This is a genomic window from Colwellia asteriadis (genome assembly GCF_039523295.1).
Classification (GTDB): Bacteria; Pseudomonadota; Gammaproteobacteria; order Enterobacterales; family Alteromonadaceae; genus Colwellia; species Colwellia asteriadis.
In genome coordinates, this window is record NZ_BAAAFA010000007.1 from 38,087 (window position 1) to 61,722 (window position 23,636).

At 36.7% G+C, this 23,636-nt stretch carries 14 protein-coding genes and 1 tRNA gene; 6 read left to right on the top strand and 9 right to left on the bottom strand.

Going from position 1 to position 23,636, the window contains the following annotated elements; genetic code table 11:
- Nucleotides 1-36: 36 nt before the first annotated feature.
- Both ABD005_RS10825 and ABD005_RS10830 read left to right on the top strand, forming a co-directional pair.
- A complete protein-coding gene (locus tag ABD005_RS10825; protein WP_343817409.1) occupies nt 37-1,749 on the top strand; it encodes a DUF3413 domain-containing protein in 1,713 nt (570 codons plus the stop codon).
- 141 nt (nt 1,750-1,890) lie between these two features.
- Nucleotides 1,891-1,967: transfer RNA gene (locus ABD005_RS10830), tRNA-Pro, on the top strand.
- Nucleotides 1,968-2,298: 331 nt separating this feature from the next.
- Here ABD005_RS10830 and ABD005_RS10835 read toward each other — a convergent pair.
- Nucleotides 2,299-2,652 carry a hypothetical protein gene (locus tag ABD005_RS10835; RefSeq protein WP_343817410.1) on the bottom strand — a complete coding sequence of 118 codons (354 nt, stop codon included), beginning with the start codon at nt 2,650-2,652 and terminating at the stop codon, nt 2,299-2,301.
- A 555-nt stretch (nt 2,653-3,207) separates the two neighbouring features.
- Between ABD005_RS10835 and ABD005_RS10840 the strand changes: the two genes are divergently transcribed.
- Nucleotides 3,208-5,688 (top strand): P-loop NTPase, encoded by a 2,481-nt coding sequence (locus ABD005_RS10840; RefSeq protein WP_343817411.1) that lies wholly within the window; start codon nt 3,208-3,210, stop codon nt 5,686-5,688.
- Between the two features lie 289 nt (nt 5,689-5,977).
- On the opposite strand, the gene ABD005_RS10845 is transcribed toward ABD005_RS10840, so the two are convergent.
- The 4 genes from ABD005_RS10845 to ABD005_RS10860 form a co-directional block, all read right to left on the bottom strand.
- A complete protein-coding gene (locus ABD005_RS10845) occupies nt 5,978-6,169 on the bottom strand; it encodes a hypothetical protein (RefSeq protein WP_343817412.1) in 192 nt (63 codons plus the stop codon).
- Nucleotides 6,170-6,430: 261 nt separating this feature from the next.
- On the bottom strand, nt 6,431-9,577 hold the full coding sequence (locus ABD005_RS10850; RefSeq protein WP_343817413.1) for a response regulator: 3,147 nt from the start codon (nt 9,575-9,577) through the stop codon (nt 6,431-6,433).
- 283 nt (nt 9,578-9,860) lie between these two features.
- Nucleotides 9,861-11,159, bottom strand: a complete 1,299-nt coding sequence (locus ABD005_RS10855) for a metallophosphoesterase (RefSeq protein ID WP_425544900.1) — start codon at nt 11,157-11,159, stop codon at nt 9,861-9,863.
- 211 nt (nt 11,160-11,370) lie between these two features.
- Nucleotides 11,371-14,169 carry a TonB-dependent receptor gene (locus tag ABD005_RS10860; protein WP_343817415.1) on the bottom strand — a complete coding sequence of 933 codons (2,799 nt, stop codon included), beginning with the start codon at nt 14,167-14,169 and terminating at the stop codon, nt 11,371-11,373.
- A 433-nt stretch (nt 14,170-14,602) separates the two neighbouring features.
- Between ABD005_RS10860 and ABD005_RS10865 the strand changes: the two genes are divergently transcribed.
- Nucleotides 14,603-15,559: a diguanylate cyclase domain-containing protein gene (locus ABD005_RS10865; RefSeq protein ID WP_343817416.1), complete on the top strand. Its 957-nt coding sequence runs from the start codon at nt 14,603-14,605 to the stop codon at nt 15,557-15,559.
- An 11-nt stretch (nt 15,560-15,570) separates the two neighbouring features.
- Nucleotides 15,571-16,632 carry an AraC family transcriptional regulator ligand-binding domain-containing protein gene (locus ABD005_RS10870; RefSeq protein ID WP_343817417.1) on the top strand — a complete coding sequence of 354 codons (1,062 nt, stop codon included), beginning with the start codon at nt 15,571-15,573 and terminating at the stop codon, nt 16,630-16,632.
- 81 nt (nt 16,633-16,713) lie between these two features.
- On the opposite strand, the gene ABD005_RS10875 is transcribed toward ABD005_RS10870, so the two are convergent.
- Genes ABD005_RS10875 through ABD005_RS10885 form a run of 3 tightly spaced genes read right to left on the bottom strand, consistent with a single transcriptional unit; the run spans nt 16,714 to nt 20,164 of the window.
- Complete coding sequence (locus tag ABD005_RS10875; protein WP_343817418.1) at nt 16,714-17,961, bottom strand: hypothetical protein; 1,248 nt, start codon at nt 17,959-17,961, stop codon at nt 16,714-16,716.
- The gene (locus ABD005_RS10880) at nt 17,961-19,208 is read right to left on the bottom strand and encodes an MbnH family di-heme enzyme (RefSeq protein WP_343817419.1); all 1,248 of its coding nucleotides are present in this window, start codon (nt 19,206-19,208) and stop codon (nt 17,961-17,963) included. Before ABD005_RS10880 ends, ABD005_RS10875 begins: the two co-directional genes overlap by 1 nt.
- A gap of 2 nt (nt 19,209-19,210) precedes the next feature.
- Nucleotides 19,211-20,164: an MbnP family copper-binding protein gene (locus ABD005_RS10885; RefSeq protein ID WP_343817420.1), complete on the bottom strand. Its 954-nt coding sequence runs from the start codon at nt 20,162-20,164 to the stop codon at nt 19,211-19,213.
- 279 nt (nt 20,165-20,443) lie between these two features.
- On the opposite strand from ABD005_RS10885, the gene ABD005_RS10890 reads away from it, so the two are divergent.
- Nucleotides 20,444-21,631 carry a serine hydrolase domain-containing protein gene (locus tag ABD005_RS10890; protein ID WP_343817421.1) on the top strand — a complete coding sequence of 396 codons (1,188 nt, stop codon included), beginning with the start codon at nt 20,444-20,446 and terminating at the stop codon, nt 21,629-21,631.
- A gap of 104 nt (nt 21,632-21,735) precedes the next feature.
- On the opposite strand, the gene ABD005_RS10895 is transcribed toward ABD005_RS10890, so the two are convergent.
- The gene (locus tag ABD005_RS10895) at nt 21,736-23,571 is read right to left on the bottom strand and encodes a DUF885 domain-containing protein (RefSeq protein WP_343817422.1); all 1,836 of its coding nucleotides are present in this window, start codon (nt 23,569-23,571) and stop codon (nt 21,736-21,738) included.
- Between the last annotated feature and the right edge of the window lie 65 nt (nt 23,572-23,636).

The window sequence follows — 23,636 nt, forward strand, 5'->3', positions numbered from 1 at the left end:
TATTTCACTTACCTAACACAGAGAAAATACAGTTCAATGGTTTCTTTTGACACAAAAAGCTATAGCAAAAAACTATTACAATTAATCAGTTGGAGCCATTGGTTCACTTTTTTCAATATTATCGCCGCAATTGCCCTTTCTTCTTATTATGTTTTCAATGAAACGGCACCAACAACGATTTTAGGTTATTTGTATGTATTAACCACTTGGGTCAGTCATATCGCATTTTTAACCTTTATGAGCTTTGTGTTAATACTGTTTCCGCTTATATTAATTTTTCCTCATACACGCTTTATACGAACAAGCGGCTCCATTATATTTACCATTGGTTTATTGCTGCTAATACTTGATGCCTTTATTTATAGCCGCTTAGGTTATCATTTGAATGCCTCATCAAGTGAACAAATTATTGGATTAATTAAAGATATAGCGCAACAAAGTGTTATGTTTTATGCCATTAGTGGTGCTCTCGCCATTATTATTTTAAGCTTTCAGTTCACGGCCAGTAATTATGCGTGGAAACACTTAAAACAATTACAGAAAACCACCTTTACACATTTTGTAATTTTTGGTTTTGTTGCCTCTTTCTTTTTTAGCCACTTAACCCATGTTTGGGCCGATGCTAATTTAGAATATGATATTTTACGTCAAGATACGGTATTACCCTTATCGTACCCAGCTACCGCTAAAACCTTATTAACCAAGTACGACTTATTTAATATTGATGATTATAACGAGCGAAAAAACAGCCCGTTATCGTTTACAAAAACAATACCTAATTACCCTACGTTAGCCTCAAGCCAATGCAGCGCGGTTGATACCCAGCATTCAGTTTTTCTTATTTTAACTGACGCGCAAATTTCAGCAGAACAAATTCAGCACTTTACTCAACGAGCAACGGCTAACACCTTGGAGCTAAGCCAAAATATAGATACCGGTTTAACTGAAGAGTCTTGGTTTAATTTGCTCTACTCCTTACCGAGTATTTATCAGCAAGATATTCTCAAACAAGGCGAGCAGCCGTTACTGTTTCAACAAATTGCGCAGCAAAAATTAGCAACTAGCTTAACAATTATCAATAAAGATACTCATGAAAGTACTCGAGATAGTGCTAATACCACCAATGAACCGTTATGGTTTAATGCCCTATTTACAGACATATCAAAATTAACGGATGTTTCAAGTTTATTATTTGCCAAAAAACTGAATAATAAACCCGCTGGTTTACACGTTTTTTACTTTAAAAATTCACCGAATAATAACCAGTACCAGTTTGAATTATTTATTGAAGCATTATTACTTGCGCAGAAGCAAAAAACTGATAAAGATACGGTATGGATCAGCGCTATTGGTAATGCTCGTGATGAAATGCGCTTAGCGACTAAGCCTGCTTTACTTATTCAACAAAGCTCTTTAAACACCTCAACACAACATAAAAAGCTTAGCCACAATACAAGTCTTATGGATTTACAACCAACCTTAATGAAAAATTGGTTAGGATGTGATTTACCCGTACCAGCATTTGCTAATGGCAGTGATTTAATAACGTTAAATAAAGATCGCATTATCGCCAATACTACTGCACAAGGTATTATTGTTTTTGATAAGGATAAGTCGGCATTTATAGATCAATTGGGTAATTTTCAAAGTTACTCTACGCAATTATCTGCACCAATTACGATTAATGCAGACTTTCCGTTAATGATTGATGGTGTACATTTTATTAAGCAATTTAGCGCGCAACAATAAAAACGAGCAATACGAATAAAAAGCAAACAAAAAGTAAGTTAAGATGATATTTTTCATTGCATTACCGATGTAAATCATTATGATACCTCTCACAAATGCAGCGACAGTTTTTCTCCCCAGCTTACTGTAGTATTTGTATTTCGGGGTATAGCGCAGCTTGGTAGCGCGTGCGTCTGGGGGACGTGAGGTCGCAAGTTCGAATCTTGCTACTCCGACCATATAAATCAATAGGTTACGTGATTTCACGTAACCTATTCGATACATAAAAATAAATTATATAGCATATTTAGCTTCCATAGAAATTAAAATACAGATAATCAATTAATTCGTTTTATAAATAGATTAAAAAGAATATGTTCAGGTTGTTTGTAAATAACAATGTTTGTATAGATTATTGTGTTAGTTAGTATACCCAACTTAGAAGCTGTTAATAAACCACTGACAGCATGACAGCTTATTAATCTTTAAATTTGTTAAAACTGATATTTAACAAAATGTTAGTTATGACACATAAGATCATTTAGGCACTATGTAGTCATCACTTGAAATCTATTTAGAAAAATCATTTATTGCCTCTCGCATTTCTTGGCTGATTTCTGACATTGATTTTTTAAATTTAAGGAATGCTTTCTCTTTTATGCTTTGAATATGCTCTAACTCAAAATCACTCTCACATACAAAACCAACCCCAACTATAGATACATATTTTTTGATGGATTCAAGATTCAAATAATAAATTCTATTTGTGCCATTCACCTCTATAACTTTTCCAAGGTACTCCCCTATATTAGTTTCACCATATGGATATGTACCAATCAAAGGGATACCCCCTTTTGTTTTATGGAATATATGTTTTCCCAATAATTCTAATTCTGGCTTGTCTTGCCATGTTAGGTAAATCATAACTCTCCTCAAAAAAATACACCCTGTTAAGGCATATCAAATAAAATATAAATACAACAAATATAGTCACCTAGGGTTAACCTTTGCTTTTTTTTACTCTCTTTGTAGCAAATATGTAGCAACGGTGAATATGATTAAAAAGTCAAAATAATGAACTATATCACACGAAAAAAATATAGTTCATTTCATGGCCGACTACGGTTTTTAGTAAAATAGACTTAATAGTGATTTATTCAAAAAGACACATACCCATTCCTGATATAGCTTCCAATCTCAACTTTAAAGCCGCTCATGCATTTTAAGAAACTTATTGCTTTACCTTATTGAATTTATTGTGTTTTTATAAATAATGCCAGTTGGATATTACTGAGAAGTCTCAGTAATATCCACTTCATTTAAAAGGATTAAATTTTTATGTAGTTAAATCATTGAAATTATGGGATATTAATGTCAATTAAATAAGAATATGGGACGGACATTACTGAGAAGTCTCTATAATAAGCTGTTATAACTCTATCAAATTTACGTGTATATTTATTTAGCAAGGAATGAAAATTGAATCCACATATAAAAAACGCATTATTAAATGGAAGATTAGTCCTGTTGTTCGGAGCTGGTGCTTCTATCGGCTGCATAAATAGTCTCCAAAAAGATCCGCCGCTAGGTTGGGATTTGGCTAAAATACTTGCAGAAGAAATAGGTGAAGAATTTTCGGATGAAGACCTATCAGATGTTTATGCTGCAGCTAAAGAAGTATTGGGTGAACAAGTTCATAGGGTTTTTGAAAAACATTATAAACACTGTCGTCCGTCAAATGAATTCAATGACCTACTGAAGTACCCATTTTTTCGAATCTATACACTAAATATAGATGATGCTTTTGAGAAAGCAGCACATCAAGTTTCAGGTCTAAAATTTAATGTAAAAAATAGAGACGACAATATTACTGAAGTCGATCAATTTTACCAAACTCTTGATTACATTAAATTGAATGGTGATGTAAATCATCCTTCAAAGGGGTTTATATTTTCTAGTCAAGAGTATGCAAAAGGCTCTTCATCTGAACCTCTTTGGTATAGTGAACTAGCTAAAGATTATCATAAATATACTTTTATATTTATAGGGACAAAACTTAAAGAATCACTATTCTTCCATCAAATAGAAAAATATAAAGCCAAAACAAAAAGTAACGACTTAAAGAGTTATATATTAATCCCTTCTCTCACAGGCATTCAAAAAAAGAGCCTTGAAACTTCCAATATTGAACATTTAGAAGGTAAGTTGAGTGACTTTACTGACTGGCTTGAAAATGAATTTGAAAAACCTCCAACTGGAATTGATATCGTTTCAAATACCCGACCGGAACTTAACCTAGAATCTCAAGAACAAACAAAACATTTATCTTTATTTTCAGGTGTAACTCCTGTGAATAGATCTTCTTTATCATTAATTGGTGATAACGTTAGCAAGTCAAAAATTAGAAACTTTTATAAAGGGTTTAAACCTACTTGGCTTGATGTGCTAGATAATGTCCCTGCAAACCTTTCAAATATTGAAAATTTTTATAAAGATACCCTCGCAAACAACCAAACATGTGAATTAGAGTTGCATGTGTTATTTGGAACTGCTGGTTGTGGTAAAACTACCGCCTTAAAGCAGCTTGCATTAAGAACCGCTGATCAAGGCATTCGAAATGTATACTTTATTGAAGAATACAAAGATAACTTTCAAGAGCTTATAGTAGAGTTAGATCATAGGCATAATGAACCTTATTATATTTTCATTGAAAGAATTGGTGATGTTGCACCACAAATCGCTGAAATAATAAAATCAGCTAAATCTACAAAAGCGATTTTTATCAGCTCCGAAAACCCCAAAATTTGGACAACAAGAGTAAAGGAACATTTAGGTGAGTATTTGACATCCTCACTAGATATATCTCATATAAGTTCAGATGATGCTGATTTAATATTAAATAAATTAGAAAAGTTCGGTAATTGGACTCGCTTATCGAAGATGTCCGCTAAAAATAGAAAAATCGAGTTAATTAGAAAATCTAAAAGGCAACTTCTAATTGGGTTAATAGAAGCAACTTCTGGTGAGGGTTATAATCAAATTATTCAAAAGGATTATAAAGCTATAACTTGTGAATCAGAAAAAGCATTATTACTTTTAGCGGGGTTAGCCACTACACAAAGAGTTCCTGCAAATGAAGCCACATTAACCAGAGCGTTAGCGTACTTAAACCTTAGCCCTAATGTTCATCAGTTAGCTTCACAAATGGATGGTATTGTTACTTATATTAATGGGAGTATTACCACACGGCACAGGGTATATATCGAGCGATTATTTAATCTTTATGTACCTCAAAAGGAACTATTAAAAATAATAGACTCCTATATACAAGCATTTTCTGTTTATCAATTTCCTATTGTAAAAAACATTTCTAGAAATGAAGCCTCGATTTATAAGCATCTAGTTAATGCTAAATCCTTAAAGCGTATTTTAAAGAATGATAAAGATAGTGTTCTTTCTATTTATGAAGAATATGAAAAAACTTTTGAGAATGAAGGTTTGTTCTTACTTCAATATGGTTTAGCTCTTAGATCTTTTGAGGAGAACCAACAAGCTTTTGAAAAGTTAAGAATTGCTCATGATGCTTTTCCTGACTCTCCACACATTGAGCATGCCCTTGCACAACAAAGAATTATTTTAGCTTGTAATGAGAGTGATGAAACTGTAGCAATGGCTCATTTTTCAGAAGCTGAAACTGTTTTAAATAGGTTGAACTCAGCAAATGTAAGTGCATTTGACAGATATCCGATAATTACTTTATCCGAAGGTCATGTCAAAGTAATGGAGAACTTAGGGTATGTCAAAGAGGCTAAAATCTTAGCTAAACAATACCATGATCGAATAAGTAAGAATAAAAACTTAGATTCTAATTATCGTTTAACTCAAACTGTTGCTAATCTTACAAAGTTTTACCTAACCGGAAAATGGCCTGATAAAGCACAATTAGATTTGGGGAATTAGAGTTATAAGTTGCTCAAACGGACAAAAACAGCTGGCTTTTACTCGTTTCTCGCTAATTTTAGCCAGCTATTTTATTGCCGCTTAGCAAGGCGTTATTTTCAGTGTTAGAATCCTTAATTACTCAGTACAGTTATTTACAGAACTCCAAGTAAAAGCATCTTTGCCACTCTGGCAGTCGACTAACTAAAGCCTCTTTTGAGATGAACTTGTGTAATTCATGTTTGCAGTTTTACGACTTAAATAGGCTAGTGCCTAATTTTGGACGAGTTTATGCTTTAGCCTTAAACGTTTATGCTTTTTCTATTTTCCATTGGTAGTGCCTTGTTACGATAGCTCTACCCATGAACCATAACCCTTTAACTTTGAGTATCAGCTCACCATCATAATAACTCTGCAAGCACTCGCCTGTTTGTTCGTTAACATTTAAATCAGAATATAATTGAATAGGTCTATCTTTTTTCTTGATATGTAATCCGCCCATTGCAAGCGTGTAACTTTGCCAATCGCTATTGTCTGCAGCAAAACGCGCTTGCTCTAGTAGCGAGTCTTTTTTATCTATAAATTTAGTACGTAATCGCCTTAGTTCACGCCAAATTGAAACACTCGCACCACCAATTTGTTTTTAGTCGTGGTGTTAATGACCTATATCAAGAATTAAACGAATTTAATTAATCGTTTTAATCACTTAGCCTTCTTACCAATGTCTTCTTAGGTATTAAGTTTATTAATGAGCAAATCAGCCCTAGTGTAAGTAGCGTTGCAATACTTGCACTATTACGTCTTTATTAATGGGTTTGCTAATATAATCATTCATTCCCGCTTCTAGACATTTTTCTTGATCGCCCAACATCGCATTAGCAGTCATTGCTGTAATTGGAATTTGTTGATATCGCTCGCCGGCATCACCTTGTCGTATAGCTCCAGTTGCTTGATAACCGTCCATTTCAGGCATTTGGCAGTCCATAAAAATAAAGGTAAATGGGGTATCTTGGCTTGACCCATTAAGTGTATTGATCGCATCAATACCATTGACAGCAATTTCACATTCAAGACCGATTTTTTGCAGCACACCTTTAGCGACCATTTGATTCACTCGGTTATCTTCTACCAGCAAGATCCGGGTATTATCAGGCCAATCATAAGCTAGTGCTAGATCGGTTGGCTTTTGGTGCTCGATAATCTCGTTCGTTTGTTGCTCATTATCTGGCTCAGCGGGTATTTTGTCTGTAAAAAATCGTTCAATGACACTATGTAAATCTTTAATGGTTACTGGTTTAGGGAAATAATAATCAACACCTAAGTCACTTAAGTGTTTAGGCGTAACCAATGCCGACATAGGCGTCATCAAAGCAACCTTAAAACTAGGGATAGATAAGTTAGCGCGCAGTTTGCTAATAACATTTTCACCGCTAACAGCAAACAAATCATAACTGATCAATATCAATTCAATGGGTTGTTTTTGCTCAACTTGCTTTTGACAAAGATCCATTACACTTTGTTCGTCATAAGCGGCTTGTGCTGGCATTTGCCACTGCTGTAATTGCTTGGTAATAATATCGGCATTATGTTTATTAGCATCAACAACTAACGTAGCTCGTTTTTGATAGTCAAACTGCGGTTGACTCCCCTGAGCTTGCTCTGGTTTATCAACGACTAAGACACAGGTAAAGGTTGAACCTTGATCAGCAACACTACTCAGCGTAATACTTCCCGACATTTTTTCACACAGTTTTTTTACAATGGCTAAACCTAAACCTGTACCACCAAACTGCCGAGTTGTTGAAGCGTCTACTTGGCTAAACGCTGAAAATAATAAATGATGTTTTTCCTGGGGAATGCCAATACCACTATCAGAAACCGTTATGGTTAACTTATACTTTGATGAGGTGTGTTCTTGTTGCAAGACTCGCAACATCACCTCGCCTTTGGCGGTAAACTTAATCGCATTACTGACTAAGTTAGTCAGTATTTGTCGAATACGGTAGGCATCGCCAATAATGAGACGTTGTTTAACGTCAACCATATCAAGGATAAGTTCTAAGCCTTTATCTTGCGCTGTTTGCGCCATTGAATCGGCAAAGCCACCAAGCAAGTCGATTAAATCAAATTCTCGCTGCTCTAAGTTTAACCGATTAGCATCAATTTTAGAAAAGTCGAGCACATCATTGATTAAGCTAAGTAATGATTCGGCACTGTCTTTGGCGATTTCAATTCGATGACTTTGCTCTTTCGTTAAGGTGGTACCTTTTAATAACGACAACATTCCAATAACACCATTCATTGGCGTACGAATTTCATGGCTCATACTAGCTAAAAACTCATTTTTAGCTTTCACAGCCAATTCAGCCATTTCTTTTGCTTGTAGTAAAGCTTGCTTATTTCTCTCTGAAGATAATTCTGAATTAAGCCAGTTTGAAAAGAGTTGAATAAACTCTAATTCACGCTCACTAAATGGCCGGCCCAAAGGCTCTGGCGATGAAAAATTTAATGTACCAAAACGTTTACCTTCAACAATTAACGGCACACCAATATAACTTTCTAGTCCGAAATTTTGATAACACGGATGAGTATTTATATGGCTATTACCCGCATGATGAAACGCTGTAGGTTGATCGGCTGATAATGTATGTACGCAATAGGTATTACCAAGTTCGAAGGTCATTCCTGTCTTCAATTCATCATTAGGAGACTGACAATAGACTACTTTATATTCTTTATCGGTAATTTCACTAACAATAGCCAAAGGGAGGTTAAAAATTTCACGGCCCAATGCCAATAACTTTGTCACTTTTTCGTCAATATTTAGTGCAACTGAAGAGGTTATTCGATGTAGTTGGTTAAGTGCAAATTCCGTTTGCTTAATGCCACTAATATCATTTTGAATAACAATAAAAGAAGCGATGCGCTTATTAAGCTCTTTTAATGGCACAATAGTTGTGTCTAGCCACAGTTGTCGACCACCTTTGATCTTATTGAGTGACTCTCCACGCCAATATTCTTGCTTAACACACACTCTGAAAATATCTTCGTAATCTTGTTGTCGATAAATGTCGCCACACACTAAAAATACGCTTTTACCAATAATTTCTTGCGGTTGATACTGATAAAAATCAGCAAAACGTTGATTAGCATAAGTAATATTCCCTTTCATATTAACGCGATAAACTATTGCATGTTTATTGATCGCAAACTTAAACTCTTCATTAAGATTTTTACTGATTAATAACTCTTGATAGTTACTGGCAATATGGCGCTGCATAGGTAAAAACACCAGCCGATAAATCAGCAGCAACAATACCAAGACACTAAACCATATTACTACTTGAGTATTTTGTAGGGCATCTTGATTGGCAGTAGCTTCTTGTTTCAATAGTTGGACAGCATGGTCAAGGTTGATCAGTAATTGCTCTACCAATTTATCGTCAAATTGTTTTTTTATGATTAAATAGGCCCGCTGTGGCTTGTTTTCTTTAGAGAGCCGCTGTGCCGCATCTACATACATTTTTACTTTTTTATCAAGGTTTTCTGGATTATCAAAATATAGCAGAGTCAGTTTTTCTGGTATTGTACTTTGATTTTTTTTGGCATAGTCAGCCAAAAACAACTGATTAGCGGCAAGTTTATCTGCGGCATAAACTAAAGTTTTTCGCACCTCGTTATTTTGTACGCCATCTTTAATCGCTTGATAGTGGCGTACAGCATTAAGCGCAATTTTTTGTGAGAGCATGCGTTGACTACCTGCAATATCAATAATCTGAGCGACTTTACGCTGTTGCTCAGATAAGGTAATTACGCCATAAAATGAGCCACTCACTAAGAGAGCGACTAAGGTAGTCGCAATCCATATTTGCTTTTTTACTTGTTGTTGTAATTGTTGCGTTTTTGCCATATCAGGTAAGTTAGATTAGCTCATTAAGCTATTATTTAAAGAGTATGATCAAACTTTAGCTTAGTATTAACTGCTTTGCAGTAAAAAGTATCTATATTATTGATAAAGCTAATAAAGCTCTTCGAGGTAAAACTGGACTGACTATATTGAAAACTTTACAAGGTTGAAAACGATTCGGGGCGAAAAATTTAGCTCAAACCTAAACTGACAAGGTACCTAATAACTAACTAAGTAAGTAACTGGGTAACTGCCAGCTTAGACCTGAACTTATATCATGTTCGCCTTAGAAACTGCGGTGCTCAAAACTAAATGCTGATTCAGTGATAAGCTCGCCACTGCCGTTTTGTGGCGTTGAATAAAACGTGACCTGTAAGGTATCATTTTTATTATTTAAGGTGACACTAGAAAAACCCCAAGTAAAACTTTTAGACCACAGTAGCTGATATTGTGGATAGCGCTTCGCTTGTTGCTCTGCAAATGGTGTATGTTTACCACGCATTTTTGATGCTGCACCACTGATAATAAGCGGTAAAGGTGAATTTTCTGTTTCGCTGTCATACAGTGAACAATCATCACTCAGTAGTTCCAAATCATGTTCATGACCCGCAATATAAGCATCGGCATACTGACAAAGGTTAGGTAAAATAAGCTTTCTTAATACATGCCCTTCATCATATTTAGTGCCTCCAATTGACCACAAAATATGATGACCATAAACAATTTTCCACTTTGCGGTTGAGCTTTTAAGCCCTTGCTCAAGCCACTTTAGTTGCGTTATATCTTCACCATTAAGCGGTAATTCGTGGGAGCTATGATGCTCTAGTTCAGCTTTACCTTCTTTTACAGCAAGCGCTATATTCTGTTCACTACCGTCAGGGTTTAATGGCACTTCATAAAAAGTTTGTCCTGACAGTAACATGTTGGTATCAAGTACAAAAAACTCAACATCATTACCAGGTTCACCTTGAGTATAACTGTAATACCCTTTGGCATCTAAATGAAAGTTAGCCTGCTCAGCCATCCACTGGGTTTGTAAAGCAACACCTTTGCGCGATGACTTCCAATCATGATTTCCTAAGGCTGAATAAATAACTAGCTCAGGGCTCTGTGATAATAACGGTTTAAGTGGCGCTAACAATAAATCATCCATGCGTTTTTGATCGTCTTTACCATCATTAGCATCAGCGCCATCAGGATAAATATTATCTCCCAACTGTATCGCAAAATCACATGCTTTACGTTGACATAAACTTGCCATAGCTTGACCTACCGCATAAGAGCCACCTTGCTCAATAGTACTATTGGTTTCTGGTATTATGTATAACGGTGGCGTTTCAAATTCCTCAATAGGTCTATGCTCCTCAAGCCATTCTTGGCGCTCATTATTTATGTACTGCTGTTTGCTAAGGCGTTTTTCAACGTCCTTTAATTTAGGGTAGTCGACATGATAGCCGCCATCACCAAAAGCAATAAAGGTGATGTTTTTAGGGTTATTACTAGTCGGCTCCTCTACACTACTTATTGTTTGCTCAGTACTACAAGCAAGCAAGTTAGTCGTTAATAAAACAGCGTAAAAGCTCATTAACTTGGGAAAGCGTGTCGTGTTAACGATATGGTATTTTGAAGTGTTCAACGTTGTAGTGCTCTGTTTTGATATATTGAATATAGATTTGGTCATAGTGAATATTGTTAAGTTTAAAAGTAAAAAATTAAAAGCACTGAATGGCTAGCTTAATGAGTATTGATTAAACTAGCCAACTGATTTTGGTGCTATGAAAGTGTCGTTACAACACTTATAACGAGGTGATTGTGAAACCTAGTTCAAATGAGCTACCGTATTCTTCATATTGATAATTGAAGTTTTGCTGACCATGGTAAAGATAGTACGGTTCATTGGTTAGGTTAACCGCATTGAAATACACTTGCATGTTTTGTGAAATATAGTATTTGGCACTAAAGTCTATTTGCATGTGTGTATCTTCATAAACAGCACTATCACCATCATCAAACTGATAGTTTTCGCTGGTGTAGTTAGCACTCAAACGTGTACTAAAATGATTGTTTTCAAAGCCAACAATAATATTGGCAATAGTATCGGCTTGATTAGGCAATTTATCATCAGCATCAATAAAGGTGCCATTTGCGCCTAACATAAGGCCAGATTGAAAGTTTTTATTCCATGCTAATTCAATGCCGGTTAATGAAGCGCTGCCACCATTAACATGTTGAATAACTTCATCAAATCCATCCCAATCGCCATTATCTTGTACTTCTTGTTGAATAATAAAATTATCAATGTCTTTATAAAATAATCCTGCTGATAAAACACCAATATGACCCGGGTAGTATTCAATTGAAAAGTCTACATTATTTGACTCATAAGGGTTTAACTCAGGGTTACCTACTTCTGCCTTACGTTCAGTTTCAATAACACCGTCATCTTGTGCTACTTCCGTTTCAATAATTTGATAAGCGGCTGAGTTGCCAAAAGAAGGACGCGCAATAGTTTGCGTTAGCGCAAAACGCGCAACAAGTTTGTCGCTGGCATCATAGCGAATGTTTAAGCTAGGTAAAATATGGTTGTAATCTTTGTCGACCAACCATGGGGTAATATTGACGGTATCATCGCCATTAACGTCATCAACGGTTAATTCAACTTTATTACCTTGGGTTTCAAACGTGGTGCCTTCATAACGAAGCCCTGTAACAATATGCCACTTTTCAATATCAAGAGTTATCATCGCATACGCTGACAATATATCTTCGCTACTTTGATAACTTTGCCCTGCTGTATCAATACTTGAGTCGAGCTCATTTTTTTCAAACTGACTAATATTGCTCATAACATAACTATGCACTGCCGATTGCGAAAGGCCTGGTCCAAAATCACCCAAGCCATAATCAGGGCTATTCGCGCCAAACGCTTGAGCAGTCACATCATTAAATCCACCATCGTAAACGGCAAGGTTAACACGGCTGAATTTATCTCTATTTTGGTATTTTGCTCCAAATTTAAATTCACCATTGTAATTATTAAAAACAAAGTCTTTTGATAAGTCTATGCGTACGCTAATTTCTTCATCTTCTGTCAGGTTATTTGCATACTCAACGCTATCAAGCTCGAAATTGCTCAGTTGATGAGCCGCTGCAGATTGTGTTAACTGTGGATAAGGGCCACTACTGATATAGCCTAGGGTTAAATCTTTAGCCGAAAATGAAGCATCTACTCGGTCTGGCTCACGCTCTGTTGATTTTGAATAACCCGCACTGTATTCGATTAACCAATCATTTAATTGATTTTCACCGCCAACCACAAAAGACAAAATATCTTGCTCTTCGTATCGATCTTTGGTGTCACGATCCATGTCTGCATCAACAAATTGTGCGCTTGAGTTAGTAACTGAGTTTAAGTCAACATTGCCTTTAGCAAATTTGTATTCATTTCGTTGACGGTATTCATCATCTGAAAATTGGCTGTAAAGTGTTCTCAAATAATATTTATCAGCCGATGAAGTGTGTAAATCAAAGTTTAGTGCTGCGCCAAGTCGCTCTCTTGTTATTTGATAATGACGCTGCTCAACTTCTTCTGCGCCAAATATCTCAACTTCATTACCGGTGTTAGCGTCATCAAGTTCATAGTTTGCCCAACCACCATCGGTTTCAGCATTATGTGAGCCAAAAGTGCGCTCAAACCAAGAAACAGCAGTAGCCACACCTAGTTGATAACCCGATGAAAGCGCAAAAGTATCGCTGAAGCTGCCTGATAATTTAGGGCTGTAATCTTCGGTTTGTTCGTTGTATGAGCCTTGCGCCGTGAAACTGTAACTTTTCCCTTCGCGATCAAATGCACTTAAGCTTTTTACTTCAATGGAGCCACCAACAGCACTGGCGTCCATATCGGGTGTAACCGTTTTACTGACTTCTAAACTTTGTATCAGTTCACTTGGGATAACATCCATCGCGACACTACGAACACCTGACTCGGGTGAAGGTACATTAACACCGTTAATAGATACGTTGTTTAAGTTAGGGTCTATACCGCGAATGCTAACAAAGCGCCCTTCACCTTGGTCACGTTTAATTAACATACCCGGTAAACGCTGAAGTGCTTCTGCTGCATTTTGATCAGGTAATTGTCCAATAGCGTCTGCACTGACAACCGATTTAAGGTTGCTCGCATTTTTCTGACGGTTTATTGCCCCTGCCTGCCCAGCTCTTTGTCCATAAACAATAACATTTTCCATGTTTGAGTTTGATGAACTAATCGCATAATTTTGCTGTGTTATTTTGCCATCAACAACGGTCACCTCTCTTTCAATGGTCGATGCTCCAATATATTCAATGCTCAGCGTGTAAACACCTTCTGGAATGTTATTAAAACGGAAGGTGCCATCACGATCACTAACGGCCGTAAGTTTCAACTCTTTCAGTTGAACTTTAGCGCCTTCAAAATAAACGGTATTATTTTCATCTGTAATACGCCCTTCTACCGACGATGGTGCACCAAAAACGCTAGGTGAAAGAAGAGCCGCCGAACAAGCTAAGGCAATAGCGGTTTTATGAAAGTTTTTTTTCGGTTGAACAGTAGGCATAGTGTGCTCTCAGTTTTATTTAGTAATGTGTATTTAGAGCGCTCGCTTTATTATCAGCAAACGTTCTCACTGCTTTATTGTTTGCAGCAACTTACAAAATAAAAGTGACAAATTTATGTCAGCATAATGTCAACCCAGTCTATTTTAATGATTTGCCACCTTTTAATGAGTCTGTAAATACATTTTGAGCTTTTATGACCTGAGAGTGTTTGCCCTAGATGCCGCTACGTTCAGCGAAAAACTAAATAGCTCTTAAAAAATTATTAATAATTACAGGTTAACAGTAAAAAAACTGTCACTTAGCTGAGCTAATATGACCCTTATCAGTAGTTAGCTTAACGATTAGGCTATCAAGCATTACCTGATAATCGCTTCTTACGTAATACGTTGTCATTTATTGATATTCACCCACTTTGCTAAAGTAATAGGTTTTATGAGTCATTATTTTTTTACATCCAATAAATATTTAGTTGCCATATTGTTATTCACCTTGGTAACTATTTGCTCAACCGCTATAACTATCGGTGAGTTTAAAGCTATTAACAGTATCGCTTGGGTCGATATTATCGGCGAAGGCGGCATGATGTTGATGATATTTACTTGGATCGTTTTTACTTTAATAAGTCGTCCTGCAGGTCGAGTGACTACGTGGCTTTTTACGGGGCTTTTACTAACCGAAATTTCAATGTTGCTCGACTTTCTTGATGAGTTTATTCACTACGCAGCCCATAACAGTTGGTTTACAACGGTTGAGTCATTTCCAGCAGCAATTGGTATGGTGCTGATGACTTTTGCTTTATACCAATTACACTTTGAACAACAAACTATTAACACACAGCTTAAAAGAACTGAACGCTACTACCGCGAGCATAGCTTAACTGATTTTGTTACTCAGCTTTATAGTGCTCAATATATGAAGCAGCAACTCAAGTATGAACTTAACCATGTTAAAGCACACCACTCGACCTTCAGTCTTATCATGTTAGATGTACGTAAATTTAATGATTTCAATCAAAGGTTTGGTTACGCACAAGGGGATTTTTTATTAGGTGAAATTGCGAAATTACTGCTGATGAACATTCGCGATGGTGACTTAGCCTGTCGTTATGCCAGTGATAGATTTATTGTTTTATTACCAAATACTACCGCAAATGTTGCTCGTGTTATTTCAGGACATATTGAACAAGCTGTTGCACATTTAGCTTATAAGTCAGGTGACTCCAGCACTGCTATTTACCCTAAAATATCAAGTTGTGTTAATCAGTACCAAGGACAACAAAGTTATCAAGAAATACTGGCTCAATTAAACCATAAAATGTCGGTGGTGAAGTATGAATCGACTGCTGCTCGATCTGATGTCACTTGCACTAATGTGCCAGTTACCAATTAAAAAGACCGTAAATGAAATCTTATTTTGAGCAAAACGATAAAGTATTATCGAGTCATCATATGCTGTTATCACTGGTTGATATTGCTAAACAACGTGGAGTTCTACCCGATGTTTTACTTAAAGGCAGCAAAATATTTTACAGCGATTTATTACGAGAGCCCCTAAAAATATCAAGCGAGCAACTACAGAAAGTAGTTCTCAACAGTATTAAACTACTGCCACAAGGAGATGTGGCTTTTTTATTGGGTCGACGGCTTTTCCCAAGTCATTTAGGTAATACGGGTAACGCCTTAATGAATTGCCGGCATTTAGCTGACATGGTGCGAGTGATTCAAACTCAGCAAACACCGCTATTTCCACTGCTGTTTATGACAATTAAACGTCACAAACAGCAGCACTTTTTCGCTTTTAATCAAAGCTTAACAACACTTGATACGCGTTATTATCATTTTCTCTGTGAAGTTTTAGCCAGTGCATTGGTTTGTGCGATAAAGTGGCGCTTAGGTTACCTGCCCAAATTATGCTTTATGTTTCCTTATGCTGAGCCCGATTATATTGAGCAGTACCAGGTCAACTTAGGAAGTGATATCTCCTTCTTAAATAGTGTCACTCAACAACCTTTGCAAATATCAATAAAGTCTGATGATTTATATCTGCGCTTTTGTGATCATAATCAAAGCTTAAAACGGCACTACTTAAACCTGAACTCATCGTTATTACCCTGTAATCAAAAGGCTCAAGCTGTTGGTTTAATTCAATACATTTTACATTTCATTGATAAAAACAACAGTGCCACACTTGAGCAAGTTGCCAGTTCGTTACTCATAAGTACTGCTACCTTAAAGCGTAAAATATCAGCACACCAAAGTAGTTACCAACAGATTATTGACCAATATAAACAACAACAAGCAATGTTTGATATTACTACCTTAGGCCTTAACAATGACAAAGTAGCAAACAAACTTAAGTTTTCAGACACCACAAACTTCAGGCGCTCTTTTAAACGTTGGACTGGTATGACACCCAACGAACTTAGACAATGTTATATCACCAATAAAGGGCTAGCAGACTAGGGCCCGTATAGTCACGGGCTTTGTTCGTTTCGCGTTATAAAAACAACCAAGTCAAATATACCAAATTATCACTTGCTAGTATTACAACAAATCATAATTCCACTGTATTCCTAAACTAACCACATTATTCACTTGTGACGGCTCATTACTTTCATCGCGCATCCATTCGGTACGTAAGACGAAGTTCGGGTGAAATGCATAGCGCCAGCTAGCACTAATTCTATTAGGCTCAAAGCCACTATTATCTAAACCAGCTTGTGTTATAAATGTTGGGGTTGTTTGGGTAAACTTATTTTGTGTACTTAATATCTCATATTGTAAATGAATACTATGTTGCTCTCTTTCAATAAATGTTGTTAAACGGTATGAGTTTTGCGGTGCTTCAATATAAGCACTTTGGGTGGTACTGGCTATTTGGCCATCAACTTGCGCTTGCATCCATTCAAACTCTCCATGCACTCGCCACTGTTGATATTGCCAACTGGCATCAAAATATACACCGGTATTGAGTGTATCGCCTGAAAAGTAATACTCAGCAGTTACGTCTTGGCTTACACCATGGTTATGACCTTGGCTGTAACGTAAGTCAGCTCTTTTTTCAGCTTCACTATACATTACCCAAAACTTAGCTGAAGAATGAAAGTTATCATATTGAAAATTGAAATGACTGAATGCGGAAATACTTCCTTCGCCTGAGGTTGCTGGAAAGTTATCACCATTAAAGACTTCAAAGCCTATTTTATAGTCTGAATTACCCCCTAAATAGCGCGGGTTAATTTTACCAGTCACTGCCGCTCTCACACCAATATCATTAAAGTGACGACCAAATAAAATATCCGCTGACAAAGGTGCCTGACTAAAAGTGTCTGCTGATGCGTGATAATTTAAAGTATCTGTAACATCGGTTGTCATTTTACCCGCTTCAAGCTGCAATCGTTGCTGAGCGATATACATTTCAGTACCAAACCAAAGGTTCTCTAGCTCAACACTATTATCTCCCCCATGGCTATGCCCGCTTAATTTAGCCGCAACATAATATTGATGATTTACATTCAAATACCCTTGTAGCTGTACATCATCTAAACTGACGCCTTTTTCGGTAGGAATAGACTCGCCACCAATTAAAAAACCATTGGGTTGCCATATTTCACCATTTTCTACTATTTGATTATTACGGTAAGTAACCGCAGCTAATACTTTCAAATAGTTATCTTCAAATAGTGATGCTTTTTGGTGCGCTATCGCAGGAGTAGAAATAACCGAGAGCACAGGTAAAAGAAATATTAGCCTACTACATTGAATAGGTTGAGTTCGTGTTTGCTTAAACATTAATTTTCCTCGTGCGGGTTTGAGAATTTTTCATTGTGAATAAAATCATAATCCGTTAATGATTCTAAAAATGCGACAACCGCATCAATTTCTTCTTCGGTGGCCGAAAAGCCCGTGATTAATGCAGACTTATAGGGGTTGTTTTTACCGTCACCAGCATTATCTAAACCTTCGGGAGTTAACCGCCCACCACGCGCATAGTGCTCAACAACTTCGCGTAACGTGTTAATACTGCCATCATGCATATAAGGTGCGGTTAGTTCTATATTACGCAATGATGGCGGTCTAAATTTTCCTTTATCTGCAGGATCTGACGATAAATCAAATATTCCTTGATCTGATTCAGGGTAACTACCGTCTGAGTTAACGTTATATAAACCATTATTAAAAAATGGAAATAAGATAGCGTCATTAATTGAGTTGGCGTCTTTATAAGAGACGGTAAAGTTGATCCCCGTATGACAGTGAAAACATTCAAATTTTTCACCATTAAATAAACTAAAACCTTGCTTTTGTTGAGGTGTTAAAGCGCTTTTATCACCGAGTAAGTATTTATCGTAACTACTATTGGCACTAATCATAGTGCGTACAAAGCTTGCTAATGAAAATATTATTTTATTAATGCTAGCCCCTGAGTCACTCTCAGGAAAAGCTGCGCTAAACAATTGCTGATACTTTTCATCGCTGTTAAAGCGGTTTAATACAGTCTCAAGCTCGGCATCGGTTACACCCAATTCAATGGGATCATCAGCTCGAATAGGAACATTGAGCTGATCTTCCAATTCAAAAAAAGTGTCATTACTCCAAGTAAAGGTCGCATTATAAGCAACATTGCTTAGCCCTTGGCTATTTCGAACGAGCGCATGACCTGTTGAGCCAATAGGTGTTGCAATACCATCAGCAAAAGCATCACTCTGAAAATGACACGAGCCACAAGACTGGGTTTGATTGGCTGACAGCTTAGTGTCATAAAATAAAAAACGACCTAAGGTTATTTTTTCAGGGGTTAAGGGGTTAAAGTCTGGAATAGCCGGCAATGGCATATGCTCAGGCAATGCTAACAAACTACGTAAATCTTGCTCAGTTTCGGTAGAGGCTATTGTAGTGCTTGAAGATACTTTACAGCCAGTTACTAGCAGTGATGTAAATAATAAAGACGGTATTAACAGAAAACTCAATGCACTCTTTACAGAGGTTGTATCATTGAGTTTATTCTGTATTTTCCGATGGTTATGTCGATAAGTCATTTTTACTCTTTAATAAATACTAGGTTTGTATCGGCATCAGCGCTACCGTCCACTAAACTTAAACCAAAGTTTTCAAAAATAGCCGCGCAATCACTTTGCATTGGGCTAGAGTGACAAGACACTGTTGGCGTGGTTTCATCACCTGTTGCGGAAAACTTAACATTTTGTAGTAAAGCATCTAAATCAATAACAATGGTATTTTGCGTTGGATTAAAGTCACTAATTGTCACCGTAGGAGTATTAACAGCACCACAAGTGTCTTTTTCTTCTAATGCAAGTAAACCATCACCACCACAGTTTCTACTACCTAAGTGAACCAAACCTTTACCTGCTTCATCAAGTGAATTACTAATGGTGAAATTCATCACAAAGTGACGGTAACCACTTGCCCAAGACCAATACATTTCATTTAATGGCGTTGGCGCATCTTCTTGTGTATTAGTGGCAATAACTTCTTTCATAACCGCTTGTGGTACACCAACATCAAAACTAACACGGGTAACATTTTCATCTAATAATGTACCGCTAATACCATTATTTACACGTTCGGTACCCCCTAAAGCTTCATCGGTACAAGCGCCTGATACATTACTTGTTAAGTCAATTAGGCCAACAAAGCCTTGCTCACTATGACGCTGAAAATCATTTTCATTGAGCTCAGCTGCAACTTCTTCATTGTTCTGGTTATAAAACTTAATATTACTCACGTAAAAGCGTAAATCACTAACTGATACTGAATGTAGAGCTTCTGTACCAAACTGATTATGGTTACTATCACAAGTCACTAACTCACCCGCACTTTTTGCTGCGAAACTTAAAGTAAAAGGTGCACTTTTATTTAAGTTACTATCTGTAATATCGCTTGAGCTGTCAGAGCCACAACCCGCTAATAAGGCGGCTGAAATAAGTGACAATGAAAGGGTTGAGTTAATTCTAGAACTAAAGCTTGTAAACATTATTGCATTCCATCGATTAAAAAAGTGCAATTATTATAACGATATAGCATAAAAAATAAGTGCGACCTATTGTCGCACTTCGCAATAAAACCCCTATTGTTTATAGTGTTTTATCTACCTTTTTAATGACTTTTAGTTTTAGAAAAAATTAAGATACAAACTGAGTGTTTATATTGTGCTATCTATTGGTAAAATATAAACTTAAACGAATTTTTCGACCTTGGTTGTAATCCTGTAGCCAATAATTAAATTCACTCACCTTAACGAGCTTGCTGTTATATGCTTATTCGCTGTATTGCTTTATTATCACTCTGCCCTTATTTTATCTCACCTCTTTGCTTTGCTAGCAATAACGATGGTATTACAAAATTCAACACGGCCTTTGCTAAAACTTTTCACCAAGAGCTAAAAAAGCTCAGTATCCCTGGTGGCGCTTATGTGATTGTAAAAAACAATCGCGTTATTGCCTTAGAAACTTTTGGACACCTTGATAACAGCAAAAAGCATAAGGTCGATAAAGATACCGTTTTCCGCTTAGCTTCTGTTTCTAAACCGTTTGCCGCAACTATAACGACAATGCTTGCTCAAGAGAAAAAGCTAACCTTATCTGATCCAATTACTCAGTATGTGCCTGATTTTGTGCTGGCAAAAAATAATGCTGCTAAAAATATACAACTCAAGCATATTTTAAGTCACTCAAGTGGTTTAATGCCTAATGCTTACGATAACTTGCTACATGAAAATTGGAGTATGGAAAAAATCATTAGTCGGTTTGATCGCATTACCCCCATTTGTAAACCAGAAAGGTGTTATGGCTATCAAAACGTAACCTATGGTTTTTTAGAAAATGCGATTGAATCAAGCCAAAGTAAAAGCTACGTTGAATTATTAAATGAAAAACTTTTTGCACCATTAAACATGCACAGTGCTTCTGTCGGGTATGATGATTTTATCGCGCAAGACAATACAGCAAAGCCTCATATTTTAAGAAAACGCGTCAATACCGGCAAAAAAGATAAACAAGGTAAAGCGATAAAAAAATATATTTGGCGAACGGTAAAGGTTAGCCCTGACTTTTATAAAGTAGCTCCTGCTGCTGGTGTAAATGCCAGTATTAGTGATTTAGCTCAGTGGCTTATTGCTAACCTTGGCCATCAACCTGACGTACTTAGTCCTTCACTATTGAATATAATGACAACGCCACGCATTCAAACCAAAAAAGATTTAAAACGCCGATATTGGAAGGATCATTTAACTGATGCACATTATGGTTATGGCTGGCGTATTTATCAGCTAAAAGATTACCCTATTATTTATCATGGTGGTTGGGTTGCAGGTTATGTTGCCGATATAGGCTATTCGCCTGACTTAGATATTGGCTTTGCAGTATTACTCAATGCTGAGTCGGGTGTTATTAGTAAAATATCGACTCAATTTTGGTCTCAAGTACAAGTGTTAACTCAATAAATTAGTTCAATAAGTTAGCTCAATAACTATCTCATTTATACTTAATCAATAAAAAACGCGCCGAAGCGCGTTTTTCGTTAATTGACTTATCTTAATTTCATTATTTAGCTTTGCTTAACGCTAATATACTCGTCAACAAGTTGTGATAGAACATTTAATGGTACTGGACCATTTTTTAGCACCACATCATGAAATTCTCGAATATCAAAGTTGTCACCTAATTGCGTTTTAGCGTGTTCACGTAGCTCAATAATTTTGTTCATACCAATTTTATAGGCGGTTGCTTGAGATGCCATCACCACATGACGCTCAACCATTTTCACCGCATCTGACTTGGCATTAGGGGTATTTGACACGTAGTATTCAATACCTTGCTCTCGCGTCCATTTTTTAGCGTGAATACCTGTATCAACCACTAAACGACATGCGCGCCATAACTCCATCGCTAAACGACCAAAATCAGAATACGGGTCTTGATATAAACCAATTTCTTTTGGAATAAACTCTGAATACAAGCCCCAGCCTTCGGTGTGCGCAGTATAGCCACCAAATTTACGGAACTTTGGAATACCTGTTAGCTCTTGTTTAATCGCTAGTTGCATATGATGGCCTGGAATACCTTCATGATAAGCAAGCGCCGCCATTTGATAAACAGGCATCGCTTCCATATCGTAAAGGTTAGCGTAATATACACCTGGACGTGAGCCATCTGGTGCAGGTTGCTGATAAAATGCTTTACCTGCTGACTTTTCACGGAATGCTTCAACCGCCTTAACTTTTAATTTAGCCTCAGGCTTAGTTAAAAATAAACTATCCAAACGCCCTTCCATGTCATCTATAAGTGCTACCGCTTCATCGATATAACGCTGTTTACCTTCTGGGGTTGCTGGGTAGTAAAACTGTTTATCATTACGCATGAAAACAAAAAACTCACTCAAGTCACCTTTAAAGCCAACCGCTTTCATAATAACGCGCATTTCATCATGAATTCGAGCGACTTCACTTAAACCTAATTGATGAATTTGAACCGCTGTTAAATCTGTGGTTGTGGTGCGTTTTAAGGCGTTATTGTAAAACGCTTCACCGTTAGGGAATTTCCAAACACCGTCACGATTATCGGCTTTTGTTTCAAGTACCGTTAAGTAATTAATTAACTCTTCATAACCCGGCTTTAAGCTATTAACTAATGCCTTATTTAAGTTAGTGATTAACTGGCTTTTACCGTTATCGCTGATCTCAAGTTTATTCACCTTCTCCGTAAAATCGGCCAAAATAGTACTGTCGGTTTCCGAGTCAAACGGCGCACCAACGAGAATGTTTTTTGAGTCACGAATAACATGCTCAAACACAAATTTAGGGGCAATAATACCGCGCTCTTCACGTAAACGTAATTGCACAATTAATTGCTCCATAACTTTTTTAGCGCCATGAACACGCGAAATATAATCTTGCGCTTCTTTCACGTTACTAATTGAGTGCTGGTTAATTAAAAATGCAGGGACTTGTGAATGAGTACCGTACATTTGATTTACTGGGTAATTATGAAAACGCCATTTATAATCATCAATTTGATTTTGGAGTTTTTGGGTGTACAGGCTGTAGCTAATTTTGGTTTGATCATCGAGAGTATCAAAGTCAATTGCCTGAATACGTATTAGGTTAGCTTTGGCAAATTCAAGCTCTTGTAAGCTGTTTTCTTCGGTGAACTCGCTCCACTTATCATAATCTTTTTTAATGCCAAGGTAAGTTTGTTTAACAGGATCACGATCAATACCTTCTTGGAAAATAGTATCAAAAAGTTTATTTGCTTGTGTTGAAGCTTCAGCAACAGTGGCTTCACTAATTGGCTGATTAACACTTTGATTAGCCGTTTGGCTTGTACAAGCACCAAGCAGTGCTGTTGATACGGCAAGTACCAAAATTGATTGTTTGAAGTTCATGCGATTCTCTCGTTGATGGTTATAAATACAGTGTGCCTGAGTGTCATGTACTTTATCAATGGCGC